Raw genomic sequence first — 20,418 nt, 5'->3', positions numbered from 1 at the left:
ACGCCTCCGTAGACGACGCCACCGTAGACAGCTGGGAGACACCCCTCATGTTCGACTCCGTACGCGACGACATGCGCACCACCCTCGAAGAGATCGAGGCCGCCGGACTGCACAAGCCCGAGCGCGTCATCGGCACCCCGCAGTCCGCGTCGGTCGCCGTCACCGCGGGCGGCCGGCCCGGTGAGGTGCTCAACTTCTGCGCCAACAACTACCTGGGCCTCGCCGACCACCCCGAGGTGATCGCCGCCGCCCACGAGGCGCTGGACCGCTGGGGCTACGGCATGGCCTCGGTCCGCTTCATCTGCGGCACCCAGGAGGTCCACAAGGAACTGGAGCAGCGGCTCTCCACGTTCCTCGGCCAGGAGGACACGATCCTCTACTCCTCCTGCTTCGACGCCAACGGCGGTGTCTTCGAGACCGTCCTCGGCCCGGAGGACGCGGTCATCTCCGACGCCCTCAACCACGCCTCCATCATCGACGGCATCCGCCTCTCCAAGGCCAAGCGGTTCCGCTACGCCAACCGTGACATGGACGACCTGGAGAAGCAGCTCAAGGAGGCGTCCGGCGCCCGGCGCAGGCTCGTCGTCACCGACGGTGTGTTCTCCATGGACGGGTACGTCGCGCCGCTGCGCGAGATCTGCGACCTGGCCGAGCGCTACGACGCCATGGTCATGGTCGACGACTCGCACGCCGTCGGCTTCGTCGGCCCCGGCGGCCGTGGCACGCCGGAGCTGCACGACGTGATGGACCGGGTCGACATCATCACCGGCACCCTCGGCAAGGCGCTCGGCGGCGCGTCCGGCGGCTATGTCGCGGCGCGCGCCGAGATCGTCGCGCTGCTGCGCCAGCGCTCCCGCCCGTACCTCTTCTCCAACTCCCTCGCCCCGGTCATCGCGGCGGCCTCGCTCAAGGTCCTCGACCTGCTGGAGGCCGCCGGCGACCTGCGCGAGCAGCTCAACGCCAACACCGCGCTCTTCCGTACCCGGATGACCGAGGAGGGCTTCGACATCCTGCCCGGCGACCACGCCATCGCCCCCGTCATGATCGGGGACGCGGCGAAGGCAGGCCGGATGGCGGAGCTCCTCCTGGAGCGCGGTGTGTACGTGATCGGGTTCTCCTACCCGGTCGTCCCGCAGGGCGCGGCCCGGATCCGCGTCCAGCTCTCCGCCGCGCACTCCACACAGGACGTGAACCGGGCCGTGGACGCGTTCGTCGACGCGCGGGCCGCGCTGGGGGAGTAGCACCCGGGGGCCTCACCCGGGAGCCCCGCCCGGCGGCGGGGTTCCCTCCGTGACCTGGGACAATGGGTCACATGATCGATTCACGGCGGTTGCGGATCCTCCGTGCGGTGGCCGACCACCGCACGGTGACGGCCGCAGCCGCCGCGCTCTACCTCACCCCCTCCGCGGTCTCCCAGCAGCTCGCCGCGCTGGAGCAGGAGACCGGACACCGGCTCGTCGAACGGGGCGCGCGCGGCGCCCGGCTCACCCCCGCCGGGGAGATCCTGCTGACCCACACCAACGCGGTGCTCGCCCAGCTGGAACGGGCCGAGGCGGAGCTCGCCGCCTACAGCGCGGGGGACGCGGGCACGGTCACCGTCGCCGCGTTCGCCACCGGCATCGGCCTGGTCCTCGCCCCCGCCATCGCCGAACTGACGCGTACCGCGCCCGGCATCCGGGTCCGGGTCCAGGATGCCGAGGGCGACGCGAGTGTGCCGATGGTGCTCGACCGGCAGGTCGACGTGGCCGTCGCCGTCGAGTACCGGGGCGCCCCGGGCGAGGACGACCGCCGGCTGACCCGGGTGCCGCTGTACTCCGAGCCCTTCGACGCGGTGCTGCCGGTCGGGCACCGGCTGGCCGGCCGGACACAGGTGGCCATCGCCGACCTGGAGAAGGACGCGTGGATCGGCCCCTACCCCGGCAACCCCTGCCACGACGTGGTGGTCCTGTCCTGCGAGTTCGCCGGTTTCCAGCCAAGGCTGGAGCACTCCTCGGACGACTTCCGCGCGGTGGTCGCGCTGGCCGGGGCGGGGGCCGGGGTGGCGTTGGTGCCGCGGTCGGCGCTGCTGGGGATGGAGCTGACGGGCGTGGTGGTGCGGCCGGTGGAGGGCAGCGCGCCGACCCGCCGGGTCTTCGCCGCGGTGCGGCAGGGGGCGGAGGGACATCCGCTGATCGCCCCGGTGCTCGACGCACTGGCCGCGGCGGCGGTACGGGAGGGAGCGCTGCCCCTGCCCGCAGCGCCGTGACGCGCTGCCCCGCGGCTGCCGGACGGGACCACGGGAGCCGTCCTCACCTGCGGCGCCCGAGGACGAACCGGCCACCGGACGATGCCGGCCCCAGCGTCCCCGCACCCGCCGCGACGGTCACGGCCAGGGCGAGCACCCCGTACTGCACCGGTGGCAGATACGGCACCGAACCGGTCGTCGACACCGCGAACGCCACCAGCGGTACCGCCGCGACCAGTGTGCCGATCGCCAGCCCGGCCACCGCCACCAGTCCCGTCTCCAGCACCAGCATCCGCCGCACCTGACGGCGGCCCGCACCGACCATCCGCAGCAGCCGGAACTCGGGGCGGCGGCCCACCGTGATCAGGGACAGCGTGCTGATCACCGCGAGCAGCGCGAAGCCACCGATCACCCCGACACCGATGATGACCATCGCGTTGTCCTGGTCCGACGACGACGGTGCGATCCGTACGTCGTCGGCCGTCGCGGGACGGACCCGCACACCCGTGTACGGGGCGAGCGCACGTCGTACCGAAGCGGCGGTGGCGGCGGAGGCCGCCGTGCCGTCCGTCGAACGGATCAGGATCAGCTGGTCGCGAAGGGCCGAGACGTGCCCGGCCAGTGCCTCGCGCGGCAGCATGAACTCACCGAGTCCCAGCGCCCGTTCGTAGAGCGCCACCACACGGAGTCGCACCTCGGTGCCGTCGCCGAGACGGAGTTCCACCGGGTCGCCGACGCCGACACCGAGATCGGCGGCCCGGTCCTCGCCGACCGCCACCGTGCCCCGGCCGGTGAGGTCCGCCGGATCGCCCGCGGTGACCCGCGGATCGAGCGTGCCGGACAGCTGGTCCGCCGTCACCCCCAGCACCGGGAACCGGTCCAGCTTCGGATCACCCATCTCACGATGCGCGAGGACGACACCGGAGCGCAGCACACCGGTCGCCGCCGCCACCCCCGGTGCCCCGCGCACGGCCCGAGCCGCACCGTCCGGCAGTCCGGCGGCCGGGCCCGTCACCACCAGGTCGGCCCGGAGCGCGGCACCGGCCTGCCGGTCGGCGGCCCGCTCCAGCGTCGAGCCCGCCGCCAGCTGTACGCAGACGAACGCGACGACCAGCACGATCGGGGTGATCGCCGCACCGAGGCGCCGATTGTGCGCGGCGGCGGACTTGGCGGCGAGGAAGCCGGAGACCCCGCCGACGCGTCGTACCGGCGTGCCGAGGACCCTCATTGCCACCCGGGCGATCCACGGACCGAGCAGCGCCACGGCGATGATCATCGATGTCGCCGCACCCGACGCGGCCACCGCGGCGGCCTGCCCGCCCTGCGCCGTCGCCGCACCGGCCGCGCTGACGCCCGCCATGGCCAGTACCGCTCCGGCGACCGTACGCACCCGTCCCGGCTCGCTCGGCTCGGGCGCACGGGCCGCGCCCAGCGCCGCGGCGGGCCGCAGCCCGGTGATGGACCTGGCCGCGAGGACCGACACCGGACGGGCGGCGAGCGCGACGAGCGACGCCGCCGTGGCTGCCGCGGCGAACGGCAGCCACACCGGCATGGGCAGTGGCAGCGGGTCCGTCGTCAGGAGCGACCGCATCAGCAGCCCCAGAGGTACGGCACCGACCCCGCCCAGCACCGCCGCGGCACCGGCCACCCGGCTCACCTCGCGGCCGACGGCCGACCTGAGCTGCCGGGGCGTCGCTCCGATGGCACGCAGCAGCGCCAGTTCACCGGAGCGCTGGTGGACCGCCTGGGAGAGGGTGGTGGCGATCACCAGGAGCGCCACCATGAAAACCGTTGCGGTGATGGAGGCGAGCAGTGGCAGCAGTTCGCCTCGGGCGCCGAGCGCGTCCGGGTGCTCGGCCTGCCCGCGCTCCGGGCCGGTGAGCACCCGGACCTCGTGGTCGCCACGGGAGCGGTCCGGCAACGCCTCCTCCAGCGAAGCCCGCAGCGCGTCGGCGGAGACCCCCGGCTCGGCGACGATGCCGACCGCGTCCACCGTGCCGGGGTGCCCGGCCAGGGCGGTGAGGTGCCGCTCGGTGAGGAAGACGGCGGGGGAGCCGCCCCGGAGACCGGCGCCTACGACACCGCTGACGGTGTACGGCCGGGGAGCCCCGTCGACCTGCAATGTCACATGGTCACCGGTCCCGCTCCCGGTGGCCGCCGACAGCGCGCTGTCGATGACCACCTCGCCGGCCGACCTGGGCGGGTGTCCGTCCGTCAGCCGGTACGGGGTGAGCGCGGCGGCCGCCCAGGAACGGCCGAGGCCCGAAGCCGCGCCGCCCTCGCCGCCCACGGTCACCGGTACCGAATCGTCCGCGACGGCCTTCGCGACGCCGTGCGCGGCGGCGGCCTTCGCCACCACGGAGCGGTCGAGCCGCACCCGTTCCGGCAGATACGTCGTCGCGGTCTTCGGCTTGCTGCCCCACGGCTTCGCCGTGTACGTCACCTTCTGGTCGGCCGCCACCACCGCGTCGGCCCCCGCGTAACGCTCCACCGGCGGCTGCGCCAGCAGCAGCGAACCGACGACGAGGGCGAAGGCGCCGATCAGTGCGGCCGCCGCCGTCGTCGCCGTGAACACCGCGCCCCAGGCCCGGCGATGGGCCTTCAGCGAACGCCGGGCGAGAAACGCCGACGCCCGTCGGACGCCGGTCCGCGCATCCGGCCGGGGCCGCGCCGCCTCTTCGCTCCCGGTCCCGCTCCCCTCGCTCCTGCTCTCCTTGGCCCTGCTGCCCTTGGTCCTGTTCATCGCAGCCGGCCGCCGTCCATCGTCAGTACGGTGTCCGCCCAGCTCGCCGCCACCGGATCATGGGTGACCATGACGACCGTACGGCCGTCGATCCGCACCGCGTCCCGCAGCAGACCGAGCACCAGGGCCGCCGCCTCCGGGTCCAGGGAAGCCGTCGGCTCGTCCGCGAAGATGACCTCGGGTTCGGTCACCAACGCCCGTGCCACCGCCACCCGTTGCTGCTGCCCGCCGGAGAGCGTCGCGGGACCCTGCGCGCCGCGGTCCGCCAGGCCGACCCGGGCCAGCAGGTCCCGCCCGCGGGTCAGCACCCGCTCGTCCGCCGGGTCGGCGCCCGCCAGCACCAGCGGCAGCACGACGTTCTCCTCGATGCTCAGCGAAGGCATCAGATTGAGGGCGTGCGACTGGAAGACGAAGCCGATCCGGTCCCGCCGCAACCGGGTCAGCGCGGCCTCCGAGAGCGCACCGAGATCGGTGTTCCCGATCCGTACCGTGCCCGATGTCGGACGGTCCAGACCCGCGGCACACTGCAGGAATGTGCTCTTCCCCGAGCCCGAGGGGCCCACCACCGCGGTGAAGCTCCCGGCCGGGACCACGCAACTGACCGCGTCGAGCGCGGTCGTCTCCTGGCCGCGCCGGCCGTGGCGCCGGCTCACCGACTCCAGCCTCAGCGCGGACGACCGCACCGCTGTGATCGCGTCCACCGTTGACTCCACCATTCCTTCTCTGCCCCGCCGCATACCTTCTGACCTGGGTAAACGCTACGAACCGGAGACCGGCCGAGCGAGGGTGCGCGGTCCCGGAACGGGGGTGCAGCCAGCTCCACCCCGGCCCGGGGGAGGGCTCCACTCCGGCGACGGACGAAGCCCCGTAACGTTCTGCGTCATGAGCACCACTCCCGCCCCGCTGACGGCCGCCATCCGGCGTTCGTGGGACGCGTCGCGTTATCTGGCCGTCGGCATCGCGGTCGCGCTGCTCGCGTATGTGAGCGCGTTCCTGGTGGTGGCGGTCCTGCTGTTCGCCACCGTGCTCATCGGGCTGCCCGCGCTGCCGGAGGCCGCCAAGGTGCTGCGCCGGTTCGCGGAGTCCGAGCGACGCAGGGCCGCGGCGCGGCTGGGCGTTCCGTTCACCCCGACGCAGTATCCGTCGCTGGACAGCGCCGAACTCTCCGAGCGGGTCCGGCGGGTGCTCGCCGATCCGACGGTCTGGCGCGACGCGCTCTGGCTGCCCTTCCAGGCACTCATGGGCAATGCCCTCGGCTACCTCGCGATGGTGCTGTGGCCGGTCGGACTCCTGGTGGACGGGGTCGCGCTGACGGTCGTGCATCTGCTGGACCGGCGAGCCGCCGACGAGTACGGCACCCCGTTGCCCGAGCGGCAGGGGTGGGTGCTGCGCTGGCACGGCGTACTCGCGGACCTGTCCGCGCAATGGACCCGCTCCCTGCTCACCACGTCGCCGTCGGCCGCGCTCGCCGAACGGATCACCCAGCTGACCGAGAGCCGGGCCGGTGCGGTCGAGGCACACGGCGCCGAACTGCGGCGCATCGAACGTGATCTGCACGACGGAGCCCAGGCCAGGATCGTCGCCCTGTCGTTGCGCATCGGCCTCGCCAGACAACTCCTCGACAGCGACCCGGGCACCGCGCGCATCCGTCTGGACGAGGCGCAGGACGGTGCGGAGGCGGCTCTCGCCGAACTGCGGCACGTGGTGCGCGGCATCCATCCGCCGGTGCTGACCGACCGCGGACTGGCAGGCGCGGTACGGGCGTTGGCCGCCGATGCGGGCGTGCCCGTCACCGCGGAGCTGGACGGCGTCGAGGACGGCCGGCGGCTTCCGGCCGCGATCGAGGCCGCCGCCTACTTCGTCATCGCCGAGGCCCTCACCAACATCAGCAAGCACAGCGGTGCGACGGCCGCCACCGTGCGCATCGAACGTACCCCCGGCACCCTGCGGGTGACCATCAGCGACAATGGGCACGGCGGCGCGGGCGAACGGTACGGAACCTCGGAGAAGCCCTCCACCGGCGGCGATCGTCCGAGCCCCCGGCCCACGCAGGCCACGGACCGGGGTGGGTCCGGCAGCGGGCTGGTCGGCATCAGGCGGCGGATCGCCGCCCTGGACGGCACCACCCGCATCAGCAGCCCCATCGGGGGGCCGACGGACATCGAAGTGGAGCTGCCGTGCGGATCGTGATCGCCGAGGACAACGCGCTGTTGCGGGAGGGGCTGATCCTGCTGCTCACCAGCTCGGGCCACGAGGTGGTGGCCGCCGCGTCGACCGGGCCCGAGGTGCTGCCCGCCCTGCTGGAACACCGCCCGGACGCCGCCGTGCTCGACGTGCGGCTCCCGCCCACCTTCCGCGACGAGGGGCTGCGCGCCGCGCTCGCCGCCCGTGCGGAGCTGCCCGAGCTGCCGATCCTGGTGCTCTCGCAGTATGTGGAGGAGACCTACGCCGCCGAGCTGCTCGCCCAGGGCGCCCAGGGCATCGGCTACCTCCTGAAGGACCGGATCGGCCGGGTCGACCAGTTCCTCCAGGCACTGGACCGGGTGGCGGGCGGCGGCACGGCGCTCGACCCCGAGGTCGTGACCCAGCTGCTGACCCGCAAGTCGTCCGCCGAACCGCTGCAGAGCCTCACCCCGCGCGAACGCGAGGTGCTGGAACTGATGGCGCAGGGCAAGGCGAACGGCACCATCGCCGCCGAACTCGTCGTGACGGAACGGGCGGTGAGCAAGCACATCGGCTCGATCTTCGCCAAGCTCGGCCTGGAACCCGACGACGGCACGGTGCACCGACGGGTGCTGGCGGTGCTGGCGTACCTGGAGGGCAAGGGGGCGCGCTGACGCGGCGCGGCGGTGGGGAGGGCCGGCGCCGGCAGGCCCTCTCGTCCCGGTCGCGGAACGCCGAGACCATGGGCGTCATGGTGAGCAGGCCTGAGCCGCAGGCCGTGGTCGTGAGAAGGATTCTCAGGGGCGAGCACGGCGCACAGGATGTCGAGAGAGCGAAGGCCGACTTCCGGAGCCGGCTCCGCGAGGAGTGGAACGGGAGCGAGCACCGCGCCCTGGCCTTCTGTGTCAACGCCCCGGCCGATGCGTGCGGAAGCGACTGGGACGTGCTGCCGCAACGTGACGCGTACGCCCATGTGTGGCTCTTCTCCTTGCGGGACAATGCCCCGCATGGACACGAACGGCCCCACCACCGGCGATCCCACCGCCGACAGCGATCCCACCGGGACGACGGCCCGCGCCCGCCGCCTCGCCGTCCCCGGGCACCGTCGCATCCTCGGCATCGCGGGGCCGCCCGGGGCCGGCAAGTCCACCCTGGCGGCCCGGCTCGTCGACGCGCTCGACGGCCTCGCCGTCCTCGTCCCCATGGACGGCTTCCACCTGGCCCAGGCCGAGCTGGAACGACTCGGCCGCGCCGCGCGCAAGGGCGCCCCCGACACCTTCGACGCCGCCGGGTACGCGGCCCTGCTCGGACGCCTGCGCACACCGGAAGCGGGAACCACCGTGTACGCCCCCGCCTTCGACCGCGCCCTGGAGGAGCCGGTCGCCGGGGCCGTTCCCGTATCCCCGGACATCCCGCTGGTCATCACCGAGGGCAATTACCTGCTGCACGACGAAGGCCCCTGGGCCCCCGTCCGCGGGCTGCTCGACGAGGTCTGGTTCCTGGACACCGACCCGGCCCTGCGGGTACGGCGGCTCGTCGAGCGGCATGTGCGGTTCGGGAAGCCGCGGCCGTACGCCGAGCGCTGGGTGATGCGGTCCGACGAGGCCAACGCGCGCCTGGTCGAGCGCGGCCGGGACGGCGCCGACCTCGTCGTACGTCCGGATCCGCAAACCTGAGCCCCACTCGCGTCGACCGGCGCGGACAGGCAGGATGCTGTGTGCCGTGTCGCGTCGCCAGGAGGTCCCGCATGTCCAGCCAGAACCAGCCCGTACCGTTCACCGCCGACGACTACCGGGCCCGCATGAGGCGTGCGGCCGACACCGCCGCCGAGGCCGGACTCGCGGGCGTCCTGGTCGCGCCCGGACCCGATCTCGTCTACCTCACCGGCTACCAGCCCGTGAACACCGAACGCCTCACCGTCCTCGTCCTCACGGCCGGTCAGGACCCGGTCCTCGTCGTCCCGACGCTGGAGGCCCCGGACGCCGAGAAGGCCGTCGGTGCCCCGGCCCTCACCCTCCGGGACTGGACCGACGGCAAGGACCCCTACGCCGTCACGGCCCCGCTGCTCGACGGCGCGGGCCGGTTCGGGATCAGCGACAACGCCTGGGCGATGCATCTGCTCGGGCTGCAACGCACCCTGCCGGGCACCTCGTACGTCTCCCTCACCGAGGCCCTGCCGATGCTGCGCGCGGTGAAGGACGCCCATGAGCTGGAGCGGCTCGCGGCCGCCGGAGCCGCCGCCGACGCCACGTACGGCGAGATCCTCAAGGTGCGCTTCTCCGGCCGCAAGGAGACCGACATCGCCGCCGAACTGGCCGAGCTGCTCACGCGGTTCGGGCACTCCCAGGTCGACTTCACGGTCGTCGGCTCCGGCCCCAACGGTGCCAATCCGCACCACGAGGCCGGCGACCGCACCATCGAGCGGGGCGACATGGTCGTGCTCGACTTCGGCGGCCTCAAGCACGGCTACGGCTCGGACACCTCCCGTACGGTCCACGTCGGCGAACCCACCGCCGAGGAGCAGCGGGTCCACGACATCGTGCGGGAGGCGCAGGAGGCGGGCTGCAACGCGGTCCGGCCGGGCGTCGCCTGCCAGGAGATCGACCGTGCGGCCCGCGCGGTCATCACCGAGTTCGGCTACGGCGAACGCTTCATCCACCGCACCGGCCACGGCATCGGTGTCACCACCCACGAACCGCCGTACATGATCGAGGGCGAGGAGCAGCCGCTGGTGCCCGGGATGTGCTTCTCGGTGGAGCCGGGCATCTATCTGCCGGGCCGGTTCGGTGTGCGGATCGAGGACATCGTGACCGTGACCGAGGACGGCGGCCGACGCCTCAACACCACCGCGCGCGAGCTGGCGATCGTCGAATAGCCGGACGAGGGGCGCGGCGGACCGGCCCCGCCGCGCCCCTCAGCCGTCGGCCAGCACCACGCACGACTCCGGCGGCAGGTGCAGAAGCCCGTCGCCGCCCGGGGCCTCCACCGGCCCCCACGCCGCCACCACCCGGTCCCCGCCGCCCCGGCGCCGGCCGCCGCCCAGCGGGATCGTGGCCGGCTTCTCGCCGAGGTTGACCGCGATCCGCAGATCGCCCCTGCGGTACGCCAGCCAGCGGGCCTGTTCGTCGTGGGCGGTGCGTACCGACGCCAGGTCCGGGTCGCGGAGGTCGGGCAGGGCGTGGCGCAGTGCGATCAGCTCGCGGTACCAGGCGTGCAGGCGGGCGTGCGGCTCCCGCGACGGCTCGCTCCAGTCCAGACAGGAACGGTTGCGGGTGGCCGGGTCCTGCGGGTCCGGAATGTCGTCCGCCGCCCAGCCGTGCGCCGCGAACTCCCGCCGCCGGCCGTTGCGCACCGCCTCGGCGAGCGCCGGATCGGTGTGGTCGGTGAAGAACTGCCAGGGGGTGCGCGCGCCCCACTCCTCGCCCATGAACAGCATCGGCGTGAAGGGCCCGGTCAGGACGAGAGCCGCGGCGCAGGCCAGCAGGCCGGGGGAGAGCGTGGCGGAGAGCCGGTCGCCCAGGGCCCGGTTGCCGATCTGGTCGTGGGTCTGGGCGTAGCCGACGAAGCGGTGGGCGGGCGTGCGGCCGATGTCGACGGGGCGGCCGTGGGTACGGCCCCGGAAGCTGGAGTACGTGCCGTTGTGGAAGAACGCGCTCGTCACGGTCTTGGCGACGGCGGCCAGCGGAGCCGCGGCGAAGTCCGCGTAGTAGCCCTGGGACTCCCCGGTGAGCGCGGAGTGCAGGGCGTGGTGGAAGTCGTCGTTCCACTGGGCGTGCAGGCCGAGGCCGCCCGATTCGCGCGGGGTCGTGGTCCGCGGATCGCAGAGGTCGGACTCGGCGATCAGCGGGAGCGGCCGGCCCAGTTCGGCCGCGAGCGCGTCGGTCGCCGTGGACAGCTCCTCCAGGAAGGTCAGCGCCCGGCCGTCGGCCAGGGCGTGGACCGCGTCGAGCCGCAGCCCGTCGAGCCGGTAGTCCCGCAGCCAGGCGAGCGCGCTGCCCAGCAGGAACGCCCGCACCTCGTCCGAACCGGGGGCGTCGAGATTGACCGCCGCGCCCCACGGCGTGTGATGGGTCGCGGTGAAGTACGGGCCGAAGGCCGGGAGGTGATTGCCGGACGGGCCGAGGTGATTGTGGACCACGTCCAGGAGGACCGCGAGCCCGAGACCGTGCGCCGTGTCGACAAAGCGCTTGAGCCCCTCCGGTCCGCCGTACGGCTCGTGCACGGCCCAGAGCGACACCCCCTCGTACCCCCATCCGTGGGTGCCGGGGAACGGGCAGACCGGCATCAGCGACACATGGGTGACGCCGAGCTCGACGAGGTGCTCCAGCCGGGCGGCCGCGGCGTCGAAGGTGCCCTCGTCGGTGTACGTACCGATGTGCAGCTCGTACAGGACGGCGCCCGGAAGCCCCCGGCCCGCCCAGTCGCTGCGCCATTCGAACAACGAGTGGTCGACGACGGCGCTCTCGCCGTCCGGCCCGTCCGGCTGACGGCGCGAACGCGGATCGGGGAGCACGCGCGGGTCAGCACCGTCCCCGTCGCTGCCGTCCCCGTCCCCGCCGCTCCCGTCCCCGCCGCTCCCGTCCCCGCCCAGGACGAAGCCGTAGCGGTCCCCGTCCGAGGCCTCCGCCTCGGCCGTCCACCAGCCGTCCCGCCCTGGATCACGTCCCATCGCCCGCAGCTCACCCGACAGCCGCAGCCCGACCGAGTCCGCATCCGGTGCCCATACCTCGAACAGCATGCAACGCTCCTCGTCTCCTCGCCCCCGTGCCCCATCGTCGGCAACAGCCGTGATCACCGGCCCACGACACTGGATCGAGCCCGATACTGACGATTAAGGTCTGGTTCTGATCATTGCCCCGCCAGGTTCCGCTCAATACGCACTCCCTCTTACGGCTGTGGAGGCCGAGATGACTGTGCCGTCGTTCCCGCCCGGTTTCCTCTGGGGAGCCTCCGCGTCCGCCTTCCAGACCGAGGGGGCGGCCGACACCGACGGCAAGGGCCCTTCCGGCTGGGACGCCTTCGCCGCGCAGCCCGGACGGATCAAGGACGGCACCGACACCACCCGCGGAACCGGCTTCCACCAGCACTACCGTGAGGACGTCGCCCTGCTGGCCGGCCTCGGCGCCGACGCCTTCCGGTTCTCCGTCAGCTGGCCGCGCGTGGTGCCCGGCGGCAGCGGACCGGTCAACCCGCAGGGGCTCGACTTCTACGACCGCCTCGTCGACGAACTCTGCGCCCACGGCATCACCCCGGCCCCCACCCTCTACCACTGGGACACCCCGCTGCCGCTGGACGAGGAGGGCGGCTGGCTCAACCGGGACACCGCCTACCGCTTCGCCGAGTACGCGGGCATCGTCGCCGAGCGCCTCGCCGACCGCGTACCGATGTGGATCACCATCAACGAACCGGCCGAAGTCACGATGCTCGGCTACGCCCTCGGCGAGCACGCGCCCGGCCGCGCCCTCCTCCTCGACGCCCTGCCCGCCGCCCACCACCAGCTCCTCGCCCACGGCCTGGCCGTGCGCGCGCTGCGCGGCGCGGGCGCGGACAACATCGGCATCGCCGTCTCGCACACCCCCGTCTGGACCGCCGGGGACCGCGAGGAGGACCGCCTGGGCGCGGAGCTGTACGACACGATCACCAACTGGCTGTTCGCCGACCCGGTCCTCACCGGCCGCTACCCCGACGAGAACTTCGCCGCGCTGATGCCGGGCCCGGTCGAGGACGACCTGTCGACCATCTCCACCCCGCTCGACTGGTACGGGGTCAACTACTACAACCCCACCCTCGTCGGCGCCCCCGACGCCGACGCCGAGGAGACCTTCTCCGGCTTCCGGATGCCCGCCGAACTCCCCTTCGGCATCCGCGAGATAGAGGGTTACGAGAAGACCGACTTCGGCTGGCCCGTCGTCCCCGACGGCCTGCGCGAGACCCTCGTCCAGCTCCACGACCGCTTCGGCGACCGGCTCCCGCCGCTCTACATCACCGAGAACGGCTGCGCCGTCGACGAGCCCGCCGAGGACACCCGCCGGATCGCGTACCTCGAAGGACATCTGCGGGCCCTGCGTACGGCCATCGACGCGGGTGTCGACGTACGCGGCTACTTCACCTGGTCGCTCACCGACAACGTCGAATGGACCGAGGGCGCCAGCAAGCGCTTCGGCCTGGTCCACATCGACTACGAGACACTGCGCCGGACGCCGAAGGACTCCTACGCCTGGTACCGCGACCTGATCCGCACACAGAAGGCGGGCGGTCCGGGACACCGACCTGACGGAGGGTCTCCGGCGTGATCCATACTTCGCGGCATGGTTGCTTCGTGGTGGTCCCGGGCCGGACTGGGGATCTTTGTGCACTGGACGCCCGCCTCCGTACCGGGCTGGGCCCCGCCGTACGTCCCCGCGGCTGAACTCCCGCAGGCCGGCCGCCGCTCGCCGCTCGGCTGGACCTCCTGCGCCGAGTGGTACGAGAACGCGCTCCGGTTCCCCGGCAGCCCCGTCTCCGCCCACCACCGCGCGACCTACGGCAGCCGCCCGTACACCTCCTTCGGAGACGACTTCAACGACGCCGTGGAGAGCTGGGACCCCACCGCGTGGGCCCGCGGCTTCCGTGCCGCGGGCGCCCGCTACGCCGTCCTCGTCACCAAGCACCACGACGGCTTCTGCCTCTGGCCCTCCGGCGTCGCCAACCCGCACCGCGCGCGCTGGCACACCACACGCGACATCGTCGGTGAATTCGCCGAAGCCGTACGGGCCGAGGGGCTGCGCTTCGGGGTCCACTACTCCGGCGGACTCGACTGGACCTTCGACGACCGCCCCATAGGAACCGGCGCGGACACCGTCTCGGCCGTGCCGCGCGGCAGCTACCCCGCGTACGCGGGCGCCCAGATGCGCGAACTGATCCGGCGGTACCGCCCCGACATCCTCTGGAACGACATCGCCTGGCCCGGCTCACGCGCCGATGTGCAGCGGCTCATCGAGTACTACCGCTTCGCCGTTCCGCACGGCGTCGTCAACGACCGGCTGTTCCCGTACGCACCGATGTGGCGCGCGCTGCGGCTTCCCGGCGCCAGGGCCCTGTACGACGGCTGGGAACGCCGCACCGCCGCCCGGGGCGAGGGCTTCGTCCCGCGCCGGCCCCCGTACTACGACTTCCGCACCCCGGAATTCGCCCGCCACAGCGGCCCCGACCCGTACGAGATCACCCGTGGCATCGACCACAGCTTCGGCTACAACCGCAACTCCCCGCCCGAGGCGTACCTCGGCCGCGCGGCGCTGGAGACGCTGGTCCGGGAGACGGCGGCCGGAGGCGGCAATCTGCTGCTCAACGTGGGGCCGCGCGGCGAGGACGCCACGATCCCCGCCGAGCAGCAACTCCGCCTGGAATGGCTGGCGGAAGCCGCCTCCGGACTCACGGGGGAGCGGTCGGCGTAACCGCCCTGCCGGTGGGACGGATCAGTCCCAGACCATGTCGAAGGAGCGCTCGAAGTTCACATACCCGAGGCGTGCGAAGGACTCGGCCATCGGTACGTTGCCGAGGTCGGTGGCGGCCCGGATCCGTTCCACGCCGTCCTGCGCGGCCAGGACCCTGGTGCCCTCGGCGAGGACATCGTCGATGTAGCCGTGGCCGCGCCGTGCGGGCAGCACACCGATGTAGGCGATGATCGGGTTGTAGTCGTTGCGTGCCGGGATCACGAACCCGACCGGTTCACCGTCCGGGAGCTCGGCGACGCGCCACCACTCGCGCGGTGTCCCGTACCCGGCCAGCTCCTCGTCGTAGTGCTTCTCGGCGGCCTCGCGGGCACCGAGCCCGGACGCCAGGTCGGCCTGCCCGTGGGCATCGAGGGTGCCCTCCATCACCGGGGTCATCAGCGCGAGGAGATCCTCACGGTCGCCGACCGGGCGGAACCGGAGCCGACCGCTGTCGGCAGGGACCGGTGTACCGGCACGCCACTCCAGACGGAGCCGCTCGACCAGCATCCGCGCACCGGAGCGTTCCATGACCCGGATCCGGGCCTCGACGGCATCGCGGGCGGCCGGGTCCTCGCGCCAGTCGGCCGGTACGAAACGTCCGTACTCGGGCCGCGGGGCGCCGGCGGGCACGACCGCCGCCGTCGCCGTCTCCAGCAGCTTCAGGCCCGCCTCGCCGCGTTCGGGCTCGGGCAGGGTGTCGTCCAGGTCGAAGAAGTCCAGGAGCAGCGGCGCCTCTCCGGTCCGGCTCCACCACGCGATCCGTGCCACCACGTGCTCGCCGCGCATCGCCACCCACATCCACTCGGGGCGACGACGCCCGCTCCCCAGGTCGTCGGCGAGCTCGTGATCGAGGGTGTACGACAGCCGGCGGAAGAGCCCGAGCTCGTGCGGGCCGGCGAGCGGACGGATGGTCAGTTCCTGTGGTGCAAAGGTCACACGAGCTCCTCGGGATGCGCGGAAGTGCCATCCGGTGAATCCCGGGCGGCCCGCGGCGGGAGACAGTAGCAACGTCGCCACGGCCGTGCGCGGGGATATTCGCGGCAGGGTTCCGAGGGGCTGTCCGCGAAGGCGTTCGCGGGGTGTTCCGCGCCGGTCGAAGGGCCGGACACGGGCCCGTTCTGGACACCCCGGGGCGGTCGGACCGACAATTGTCCGCGTGACGTCCTCCTTCGAGTCCCACACGTATCCCGTGCGGCTGTCCGATGCCCAGCGCGATCGTGTGCTCGGCGTGCTCAGAGACGGCGCGGCACAGGGCAGACTGTCCCACGACACCTTCGTGCGACGCATGGAACTGGCCCTCACCGCCCGGCGTTCCGAGGAGCTGGACGCGCTCACCGCCGACCTGGAGGGCGAGAACCACTGGTCACGGCGGATACTCCGGGTGGTGGGCGGGATGTCCGGATTCCCCGGCCGGGTGCGCCGGGTCTGGCAGACCGAACGGCTCCCGAAGCTGCTGCTCCCCGCCCCGAGCCCGAACCCCCTGCTGATCGGCCGCGATCCCGGAAACGGCCTGCGGCTCAACCACGAGACCGTCTCCCGGCTCCACGCGGAGCTCACCGTGCGGAGCGGCTGCTGGCTGCTGCGTGACCTCGGCTCGACCAACGGCACCTGTGTCAACGGCCAGCGGGTCACCGGCACGGTCCCGGTCCGCGACGGGGACCAGGTGAGCTTCGGACGGATGAGCTTCCGGCTCTCCGCGCCCGTCCTCGCGCCGCCCGACTGAGGGCCCCGCCCGCCCGGCTGGGAGCCGGCCGGCTCGGGACCGCTGGTGCAGCCCGCGTCCGCCGAGGGTGAGAAAGGCTTCGCCGACCGCCTCGCAGAGCGTCGGATGGGCGTGGATGTGACAGGCCACGTCGGCCGGTTCGGCATCCCACCCGACGATGAGCCGACTCTCCGCGATCATCTCGGAGACCTGCGGACCGACGAGATGCACCCCGAGGACCCGGCCGCCCCGTTCGGCGACGATCTTCACCAGGCCGCCCGCCCGTGCACGCTCCGGCGCATGTGGTCCGGGGAGCGGTCGGTGAGGACTTCGCGGTCCTCGCCGTCGAACCTCCCTGGCGGCGTCGACTGGCGGTCTTCTCCCGCGTCGAGCTCACGGGGGCCGGCGCCGCGTTCACGGATCTGCTCGGGGCCGCCCGGCCGCTCCGCCCCCGGACACCGACGGACTGAGACCCCCGACCGGGCGAACCGCCGTCACCCGGACGGCCGTACGCCGACTGCGCGACACCCCCGCGGGTGGTCCCCTGGTGGGAAGCCGCGCCGCACACCGGCGCCCTGAGTCCCGGGGGTACCGATGCAGGCCGACGCGCCGGAAGGCATACCCGCACCGGACCTCGGCCGTCGGACCGGCAGGCCGGCGCGCGGCCCCCGCCCGAGCACCGGCCCCAGCCTGCTCGCACCCGGCGCGGCGCACGACCCGTACCGGCTCTACCGCGTCCTGCGCGAGGAGTACCCGCTCTGCTACGACGCGCCCCTGGGCGCCTGGCTGGTCAGCCGGTACGCGGACGTGGCCACGGCGCTCACCGACCCCCGGTTCACCGGCCTCCCGCACGACGCCGCGCCCCGTGGCGGCCCCGCCCCGCTCGGCCTCTGCCACGGCAGCCCCCACTGCGCGCCCCGCCGGCACCACACGACCGCGCCCGGGGCGATGCCATGTCACATGCCGGACCCCGGATCGGTACCACGTCACATGGTCGCGCGGATCGAGCGGACCGCGTACGTGCTGGCGCGCCGGCTCGCGGGCCGCCAACAGGTCGACCTCGTCGCGGAGTTCTGCCGTTGGCTGCCCGTCGGCGCCGCCCCCGGCGCGAGCGCCCGACCGTACGCCTTCCGCCTGTCCCGCACCGCGACAGGTACGACAGGTGCAACAGGCGCGGCAGGTGGGACAGCCACCGCTGCCACACCCTGCACCCGGCACACCGGCCTCCGCGAGACCGCGCTCGCCTCCTTCCTCGCCAATGTGCTGGACGCCCCCGACCTCCTCGCCGCCCTGCGCACCGCACCCGCCCTGGCCGACCGGGCCTGGACCGAGTCACTGCGCCGCGACCCGCCGGTCCAGGTCGTGCTGCGCCGCACCGTCGCCGAGGTCACCCTCAGCGGCGGCACACTGCCCGCCGGGGCGGACGTCGCCTGTCTGATCGGTTCGGCCGGCCGCGATCCGGAACGGTTCGCCGCACCCGACCTCTTCGACCCCTTCCGCCGCGACCAGGGCCGGTCCCTCACCGGCCCCGCGTCCTGCCCGGCCGTGCTGCTCGGCCGGCTGGAGGCAGGGCAGGGCCTGCGCGCGCTGCTCGACGCGATGCCCCGGCTCCGCTGGGCGGACGGATTCCGTCCGGCCGGCACCGGGCTGCTCACCCGCGGTCCGCGGGCCCTCCTCGTCCGGCCCGGCTGAGCAGCGCCACCGGCCGCCCGGCGAAGAGCTCGGCGAGCGCGACCGGGCCCCCGGCGAACTCCCGCCCGGGTGTCAGCAGATCGGTCCACGGCCCGTCGTCCGGCAGCGCCAGCTCCGTGTCGTGCCAGCCGCCCGACTCCGCCAGCCGCAACGACAGCCTGGTCACGGCGGTGACCACCTCGCCGGAGCGGCAGAACGCCAGACAGTGCGCGGCCGCCGGGCCATGCGCGCCCAGCGGGGCGTACGTACCGGACTCGCCGAACGCCTCGGGCCGTTCGCGCCGCAGCCGCAGGGCGGCCGCCGTGAGCTCGCCCTTCTCGCCGCGGGCCCCGTCCCCGGACGGCTCGCGGAACGGCCGCCGGTTGTCCGGGTCGACCAGCGCCACGTACTCCCGCTCCGTGCCCTGGTACAGATCCGGCACACCGGGCATCGTCAGCTGCACCAGCGCCGCACCCAGCACATTGGCCCGCACGTACGGGTCGAGCGTGTTCGCGAACCGCTCCAGCGTCTCGCGCACCGGACCGGAGCCGGCCGCCGGCCCGGCCGCGACGAAGTCCGTCACCGCCCGCTCGTACGCCGGATCGGATTCGGTCCAGCTGGTGAAGAGCCCGGCCTCGCGCACCGCCTTCAGCAGCGCCGGCTCCAGCCGGCCCGCCATCTCGCCGCCCGGCAGCTTCGCGCAGCCCACGGCCGTCTGCCAGGCCTGCCAGGCGAGCTGCGCGTCGGGAGCGGTGGCCGGAGTCATCCGCTCCAGCTCCGTCAGCAGTCCGGACCACGACTCCGGGCACTCCGTCAGCACCGCGACCCGGGCCCGCAGATCGGCGCTCCGCTTGGTGTCATGGGTGGTCAGCGCCGTGCCGGTGGCCGGCCAGTCGCGGGCCAGCCGGGCACAGAACGCATGGAACTCCTCCGGCGTCACCGCCGGCTGACCGGGATCGCCGCCCACCTCGTTCGCCGAGATCAACGGCACATACCGGTAGAACGCGGTGTCCTCGACGGACTTGGCGCGCAGCGCGGAGGCGGTCTGGGCGAACCGGGCACAGAACGCGGCCCGGTCGGGACCCTCTCCCAGCCGCCCCAGCGCCAGCTCCCGGACCACATCGACGGCCGACGCCTCCTCCGCCACGGCGAACATCGCCTTCGCGTCCCGTACGACCGCGTCCGGCAGCGTCTCGTCGGCCGTCCGTGTGCGGGGCCCGCCGGCCGTCGCGTACGGGCGGTAGACGGGTACCCGCACGAGCAGTTCGCGCACGGCGGCGTGCAGCGTCCACGGGGCGTGATCGCGCAGCGCGGGGTCGTCGGCGCAGATCCGTACGGCGAGCCGGGTCAGCAGCTCGGTCTCGGCGGCCAGTTCATGCGTCACCACCCGGTACGCGGCCCGGCGGACGGTCGCCGTCCAGTAACCGCCGCGGTCACCGGCGGGTCCCGCGTACTCCCGGTAGCGGCCGACCAGCTCCGCGGCGCCCATCGGGTCGACGAACAGCCCGTCGACGCGGTGCAGTGCGTCGTAGCCGGTCGTCCCCGCGACGGCCCAGTCCGCGGGCAGCGTCTCGCCGCCGGTGAGGATCTTCTCCACCACCGTCCACCGCCCGTCGGCCGCCGCCGAGAGCCGTTCCAGGTAGGCCGCCGGGTCGGCCAGCCCGTCGGGGTGATCGATGCGCAGCCCGTCGACGACACCGTCCCGGACCAGTTCGAGGATCTTGCCGTGGGTGGCGGCGAAGACCTCGGGGTCCTCCACCCGCACCCCGATGAGCTCCGAGATCGTGAAGAACCGCCGGTAGTTCAGCTCGGTACGGGCCAGCCGCCACCAGCCGAGCCGGTAGTGCTGGGCATCCAGCAGCTCGGGCAGCGGCAGACCGGCGGTGCCGGTCCGCAGCGGGAATTCCTGGTCGCCGTAGCGCAGCACGTCCCCGTCCGCCCGGAGTCCGCCGATCTCCTCGCCGATCCGTCCGCCGAGCACCGGCAGCAGCACCTTGCCGCCGCCCGCCGCCCAGTCGATGTCGAACCAGCGGGCGTACGGGGACCCGGGGCCCTCGCGCAGCACCTCCCACAGCGCGCGGTTGTGGCGGGGGACGGCGGCCATGTGGTTCGGCACGATGTCCACGATCAGCCCGAGACCGTGCTCACGCGCCGTTCGGGCCAGCTCCCGCAGCCCGTCCTCACCGCCGAGCTCACCACGGACCCGGCCGTGGTCGACGACGTCGTAGCCGTGCCGGGAGCCGGGCACGGCTTCGAGGACCGGGGACAGATGGAGGTGGGAGACGCCGAGCGCGGCGAGATACGGCACGGCGTGTCCGGCGGCCGCGAACGGGAAGTCCGGCTGGAGCTGGAGCCGGTAGGTGGCGGTGGGCGTCATGCGGACGTTCGTACCCAGCCTGGCGGCTTGTGTGTCACGGAACGCCGCAAAGGGCTCGACCGGCGG

At 73.5% G+C, this 20,418-nt stretch carries 16 protein-coding genes and 1 pseudogene; 11 read left to right on the top strand and 6 right to left on the bottom strand.

Annotation, left to right across the window (positions count from 1 at the left end):
• Positions 1-47: 47 nt before the first annotated feature.
• Both ACFV8T_RS16570 and ACFV8T_RS16565 read left to right on the top strand, forming a co-directional pair.
• Complete coding sequence (locus ACFV8T_RS16570; RefSeq protein ID WP_385328072.1) at positions 48-1,241, top strand: glycine C-acetyltransferase; 1,194 nt, start codon at positions 48-50, stop codon at positions 1,239-1,241.
• Positions 1,242-1,312: 71 nt separating this feature from the next.
• Positions 1,313-2,245, top strand: a complete 933-nt coding sequence (locus tag ACFV8T_RS16565) for a LysR family transcriptional regulator (RefSeq protein WP_385328070.1) — start codon at positions 1,313-1,315, stop codon at positions 2,243-2,245.
• Between the two features lie 43 nt (positions 2,246-2,288).
• Here ACFV8T_RS16565 and ACFV8T_RS16560 read toward each other — a convergent pair whose 3' ends face one another.
• Positions 2,289-4,967, bottom strand: coding sequence for an ABC transporter permease (locus ACFV8T_RS16560; RefSeq protein ID WP_385328069.1), 2,679 nt, complete (start codon positions 4,965-4,967; stop codon positions 2,289-2,291).
• Positions 4,964-5,683, bottom strand: a complete 720-nt coding sequence (locus tag ACFV8T_RS16555; protein ID WP_385328068.1) for an ABC transporter ATP-binding protein — start codon at positions 5,681-5,683, stop codon at positions 4,964-4,966. Before ACFV8T_RS16555 ends, ACFV8T_RS16560 begins: the two co-directional genes overlap by 4 nt.
• Positions 5,684-5,849: 166 nt before the next feature.
• On the opposite strand from ACFV8T_RS16555, the gene ACFV8T_RS16550 reads away from it, so the two are divergent.
• The 4 genes from ACFV8T_RS16550 (at position 5,850) to ACFV8T_RS16535 (ending at position 10,005) form a co-directional block, all read left to right on the top strand.
• On the top strand, positions 5,850-7,157 hold the full coding sequence (locus tag ACFV8T_RS16550) for a sensor histidine kinase (RefSeq protein WP_385328066.1): 1,308 nt from the start codon (positions 5,850-5,852) through the stop codon (positions 7,155-7,157).
• On the top strand, positions 7,145-7,804 hold the full coding sequence (locus tag ACFV8T_RS16545) for a LuxR C-terminal-related transcriptional regulator (protein WP_385328064.1): 660 nt from the start codon (positions 7,145-7,147) through the stop codon (positions 7,802-7,804). The genes ACFV8T_RS16550 and ACFV8T_RS16545 overlap by 13 nt, the downstream gene beginning before the upstream one ends.
• Positions 7,805-8,137: 333 nt before the next feature.
• Positions 8,138-8,806 carry a nucleoside/nucleotide kinase family protein gene (locus ACFV8T_RS16540; protein WP_385328062.1) on the top strand — a complete coding sequence of 223 codons (669 nt, stop codon included), beginning with the start codon at positions 8,138-8,140 and terminating at the stop codon, positions 8,804-8,806.
• 71 nt (positions 8,807-8,877) lie between these two features.
• A complete protein-coding gene (locus ACFV8T_RS16535; protein WP_385328061.1) occupies positions 8,878-10,005 on the top strand; it encodes a M24 family metallopeptidase in 1,128 nt (375 codons plus the stop codon).
• 39 nt (positions 10,006-10,044) lie between these two features.
• Here ACFV8T_RS16535 and treZ read toward each other — a convergent pair whose 3' ends face one another.
• Positions 10,045-11,868 carry a malto-oligosyltrehalose trehalohydrolase gene (gene treZ / locus ACFV8T_RS16530; RefSeq protein WP_385328059.1) on the bottom strand — a complete coding sequence of 608 codons (1,824 nt, stop codon included), beginning with the start codon at positions 11,866-11,868 and terminating at the stop codon, positions 10,045-10,047.
• A gap of 169 nt (positions 11,869-12,037) precedes the next feature.
• On the opposite strand from treZ, the gene ACFV8T_RS16525 reads away from it, so the two are divergent.
• On the top strand, positions 12,038-13,423 hold the full coding sequence (locus ACFV8T_RS16525) for a GH1 family beta-glucosidase (RefSeq protein ID WP_385328057.1): 1,386 nt from the start codon (positions 12,038-12,040) through the stop codon (positions 13,421-13,423).
• A 15-nt stretch (positions 13,424-13,438) separates the two neighbouring features.
• Positions 13,439-14,563, top strand: coding sequence for an alpha-L-fucosidase (locus ACFV8T_RS16520; RefSeq protein WP_385328055.1), 1,125 nt, complete (start codon positions 13,439-13,441; stop codon positions 14,561-14,563).
• Between the two features lie 21 nt (positions 14,564-14,584).
• Here ACFV8T_RS16520 and ACFV8T_RS16515 read toward each other — a convergent pair whose 3' ends face one another.
• Positions 14,585-15,538 carry a GNAT family N-acetyltransferase gene (locus ACFV8T_RS16515; RefSeq protein WP_385328053.1) on the bottom strand — a complete coding sequence of 318 codons (954 nt, stop codon included), beginning with the start codon at positions 15,536-15,538 and terminating at the stop codon, positions 14,585-14,587.
• A 220-nt stretch (positions 15,539-15,758) separates the two neighbouring features.
• Here ACFV8T_RS16515 and ACFV8T_RS16510 point away from each other — a divergent pair, with 220 nt between their 5' ends.
• A complete protein-coding gene (locus ACFV8T_RS16510; RefSeq protein ID WP_385328051.1) occupies positions 15,759-16,325 on the top strand; it encodes a DUF1707 and FHA domain-containing protein in 567 nt (188 codons plus the stop codon).
• Positions 16,326-16,364: 39 nt separating this feature from the next.
• Here ACFV8T_RS16510 and ACFV8T_RS16505 read toward each other — a convergent pair.
• A pseudogene (locus tag ACFV8T_RS16505) lies at positions 16,365-16,583 on the bottom strand (dihydrolipoyl dehydrogenase); the annotation flags it as partial.
• Between the two features lie 5 nt (positions 16,584-16,588).
• On the opposite strand from ACFV8T_RS16505, the gene ACFV8T_RS16500 reads away from it, so the two are divergent.
• Both ACFV8T_RS16500 and ACFV8T_RS16495 read left to right on the top strand, forming a co-directional pair.
• Positions 16,589-16,774, top strand: a complete 186-nt coding sequence (locus ACFV8T_RS16500) for a hypothetical protein (protein WP_385328050.1) — start codon at positions 16,589-16,591, stop codon at positions 16,772-16,774.
• Positions 16,775-16,898: 124 nt separating this feature from the next.
• On the top strand, positions 16,899-17,996 hold the full coding sequence (locus tag ACFV8T_RS16495) for a cytochrome P450 (protein ID WP_385328049.1): 1,098 nt from the start codon (positions 16,899-16,901) through the stop codon (positions 17,994-17,996).
• Here ACFV8T_RS16495 and treY read toward each other — a convergent pair.
• Complete coding sequence (gene treY, locus ACFV8T_RS16490; protein ID WP_385328048.1) at positions 17,956-20,352, bottom strand: malto-oligosyltrehalose synthase; 2,397 nt, start codon at positions 20,350-20,352, stop codon at positions 17,956-17,958. The genes ACFV8T_RS16495 and treY overlap by 41 nt on opposite strands.
• Between the last annotated feature and the right edge of the window lie 66 nt (positions 20,353-20,418).

It is taken from the genome of Streptomyces sp. NPDC059832 (assembly GCF_042731715.1).
Classification (GTDB): Bacteria; Actinomycetota; Actinomycetes; order Streptomycetales; family Streptomycetaceae; genus Streptomyces.
The sequence above is the reverse complement of the archived record's forward strand: the minus strand, read 5'-3'. Positions and strand labels throughout refer to the sequence as shown.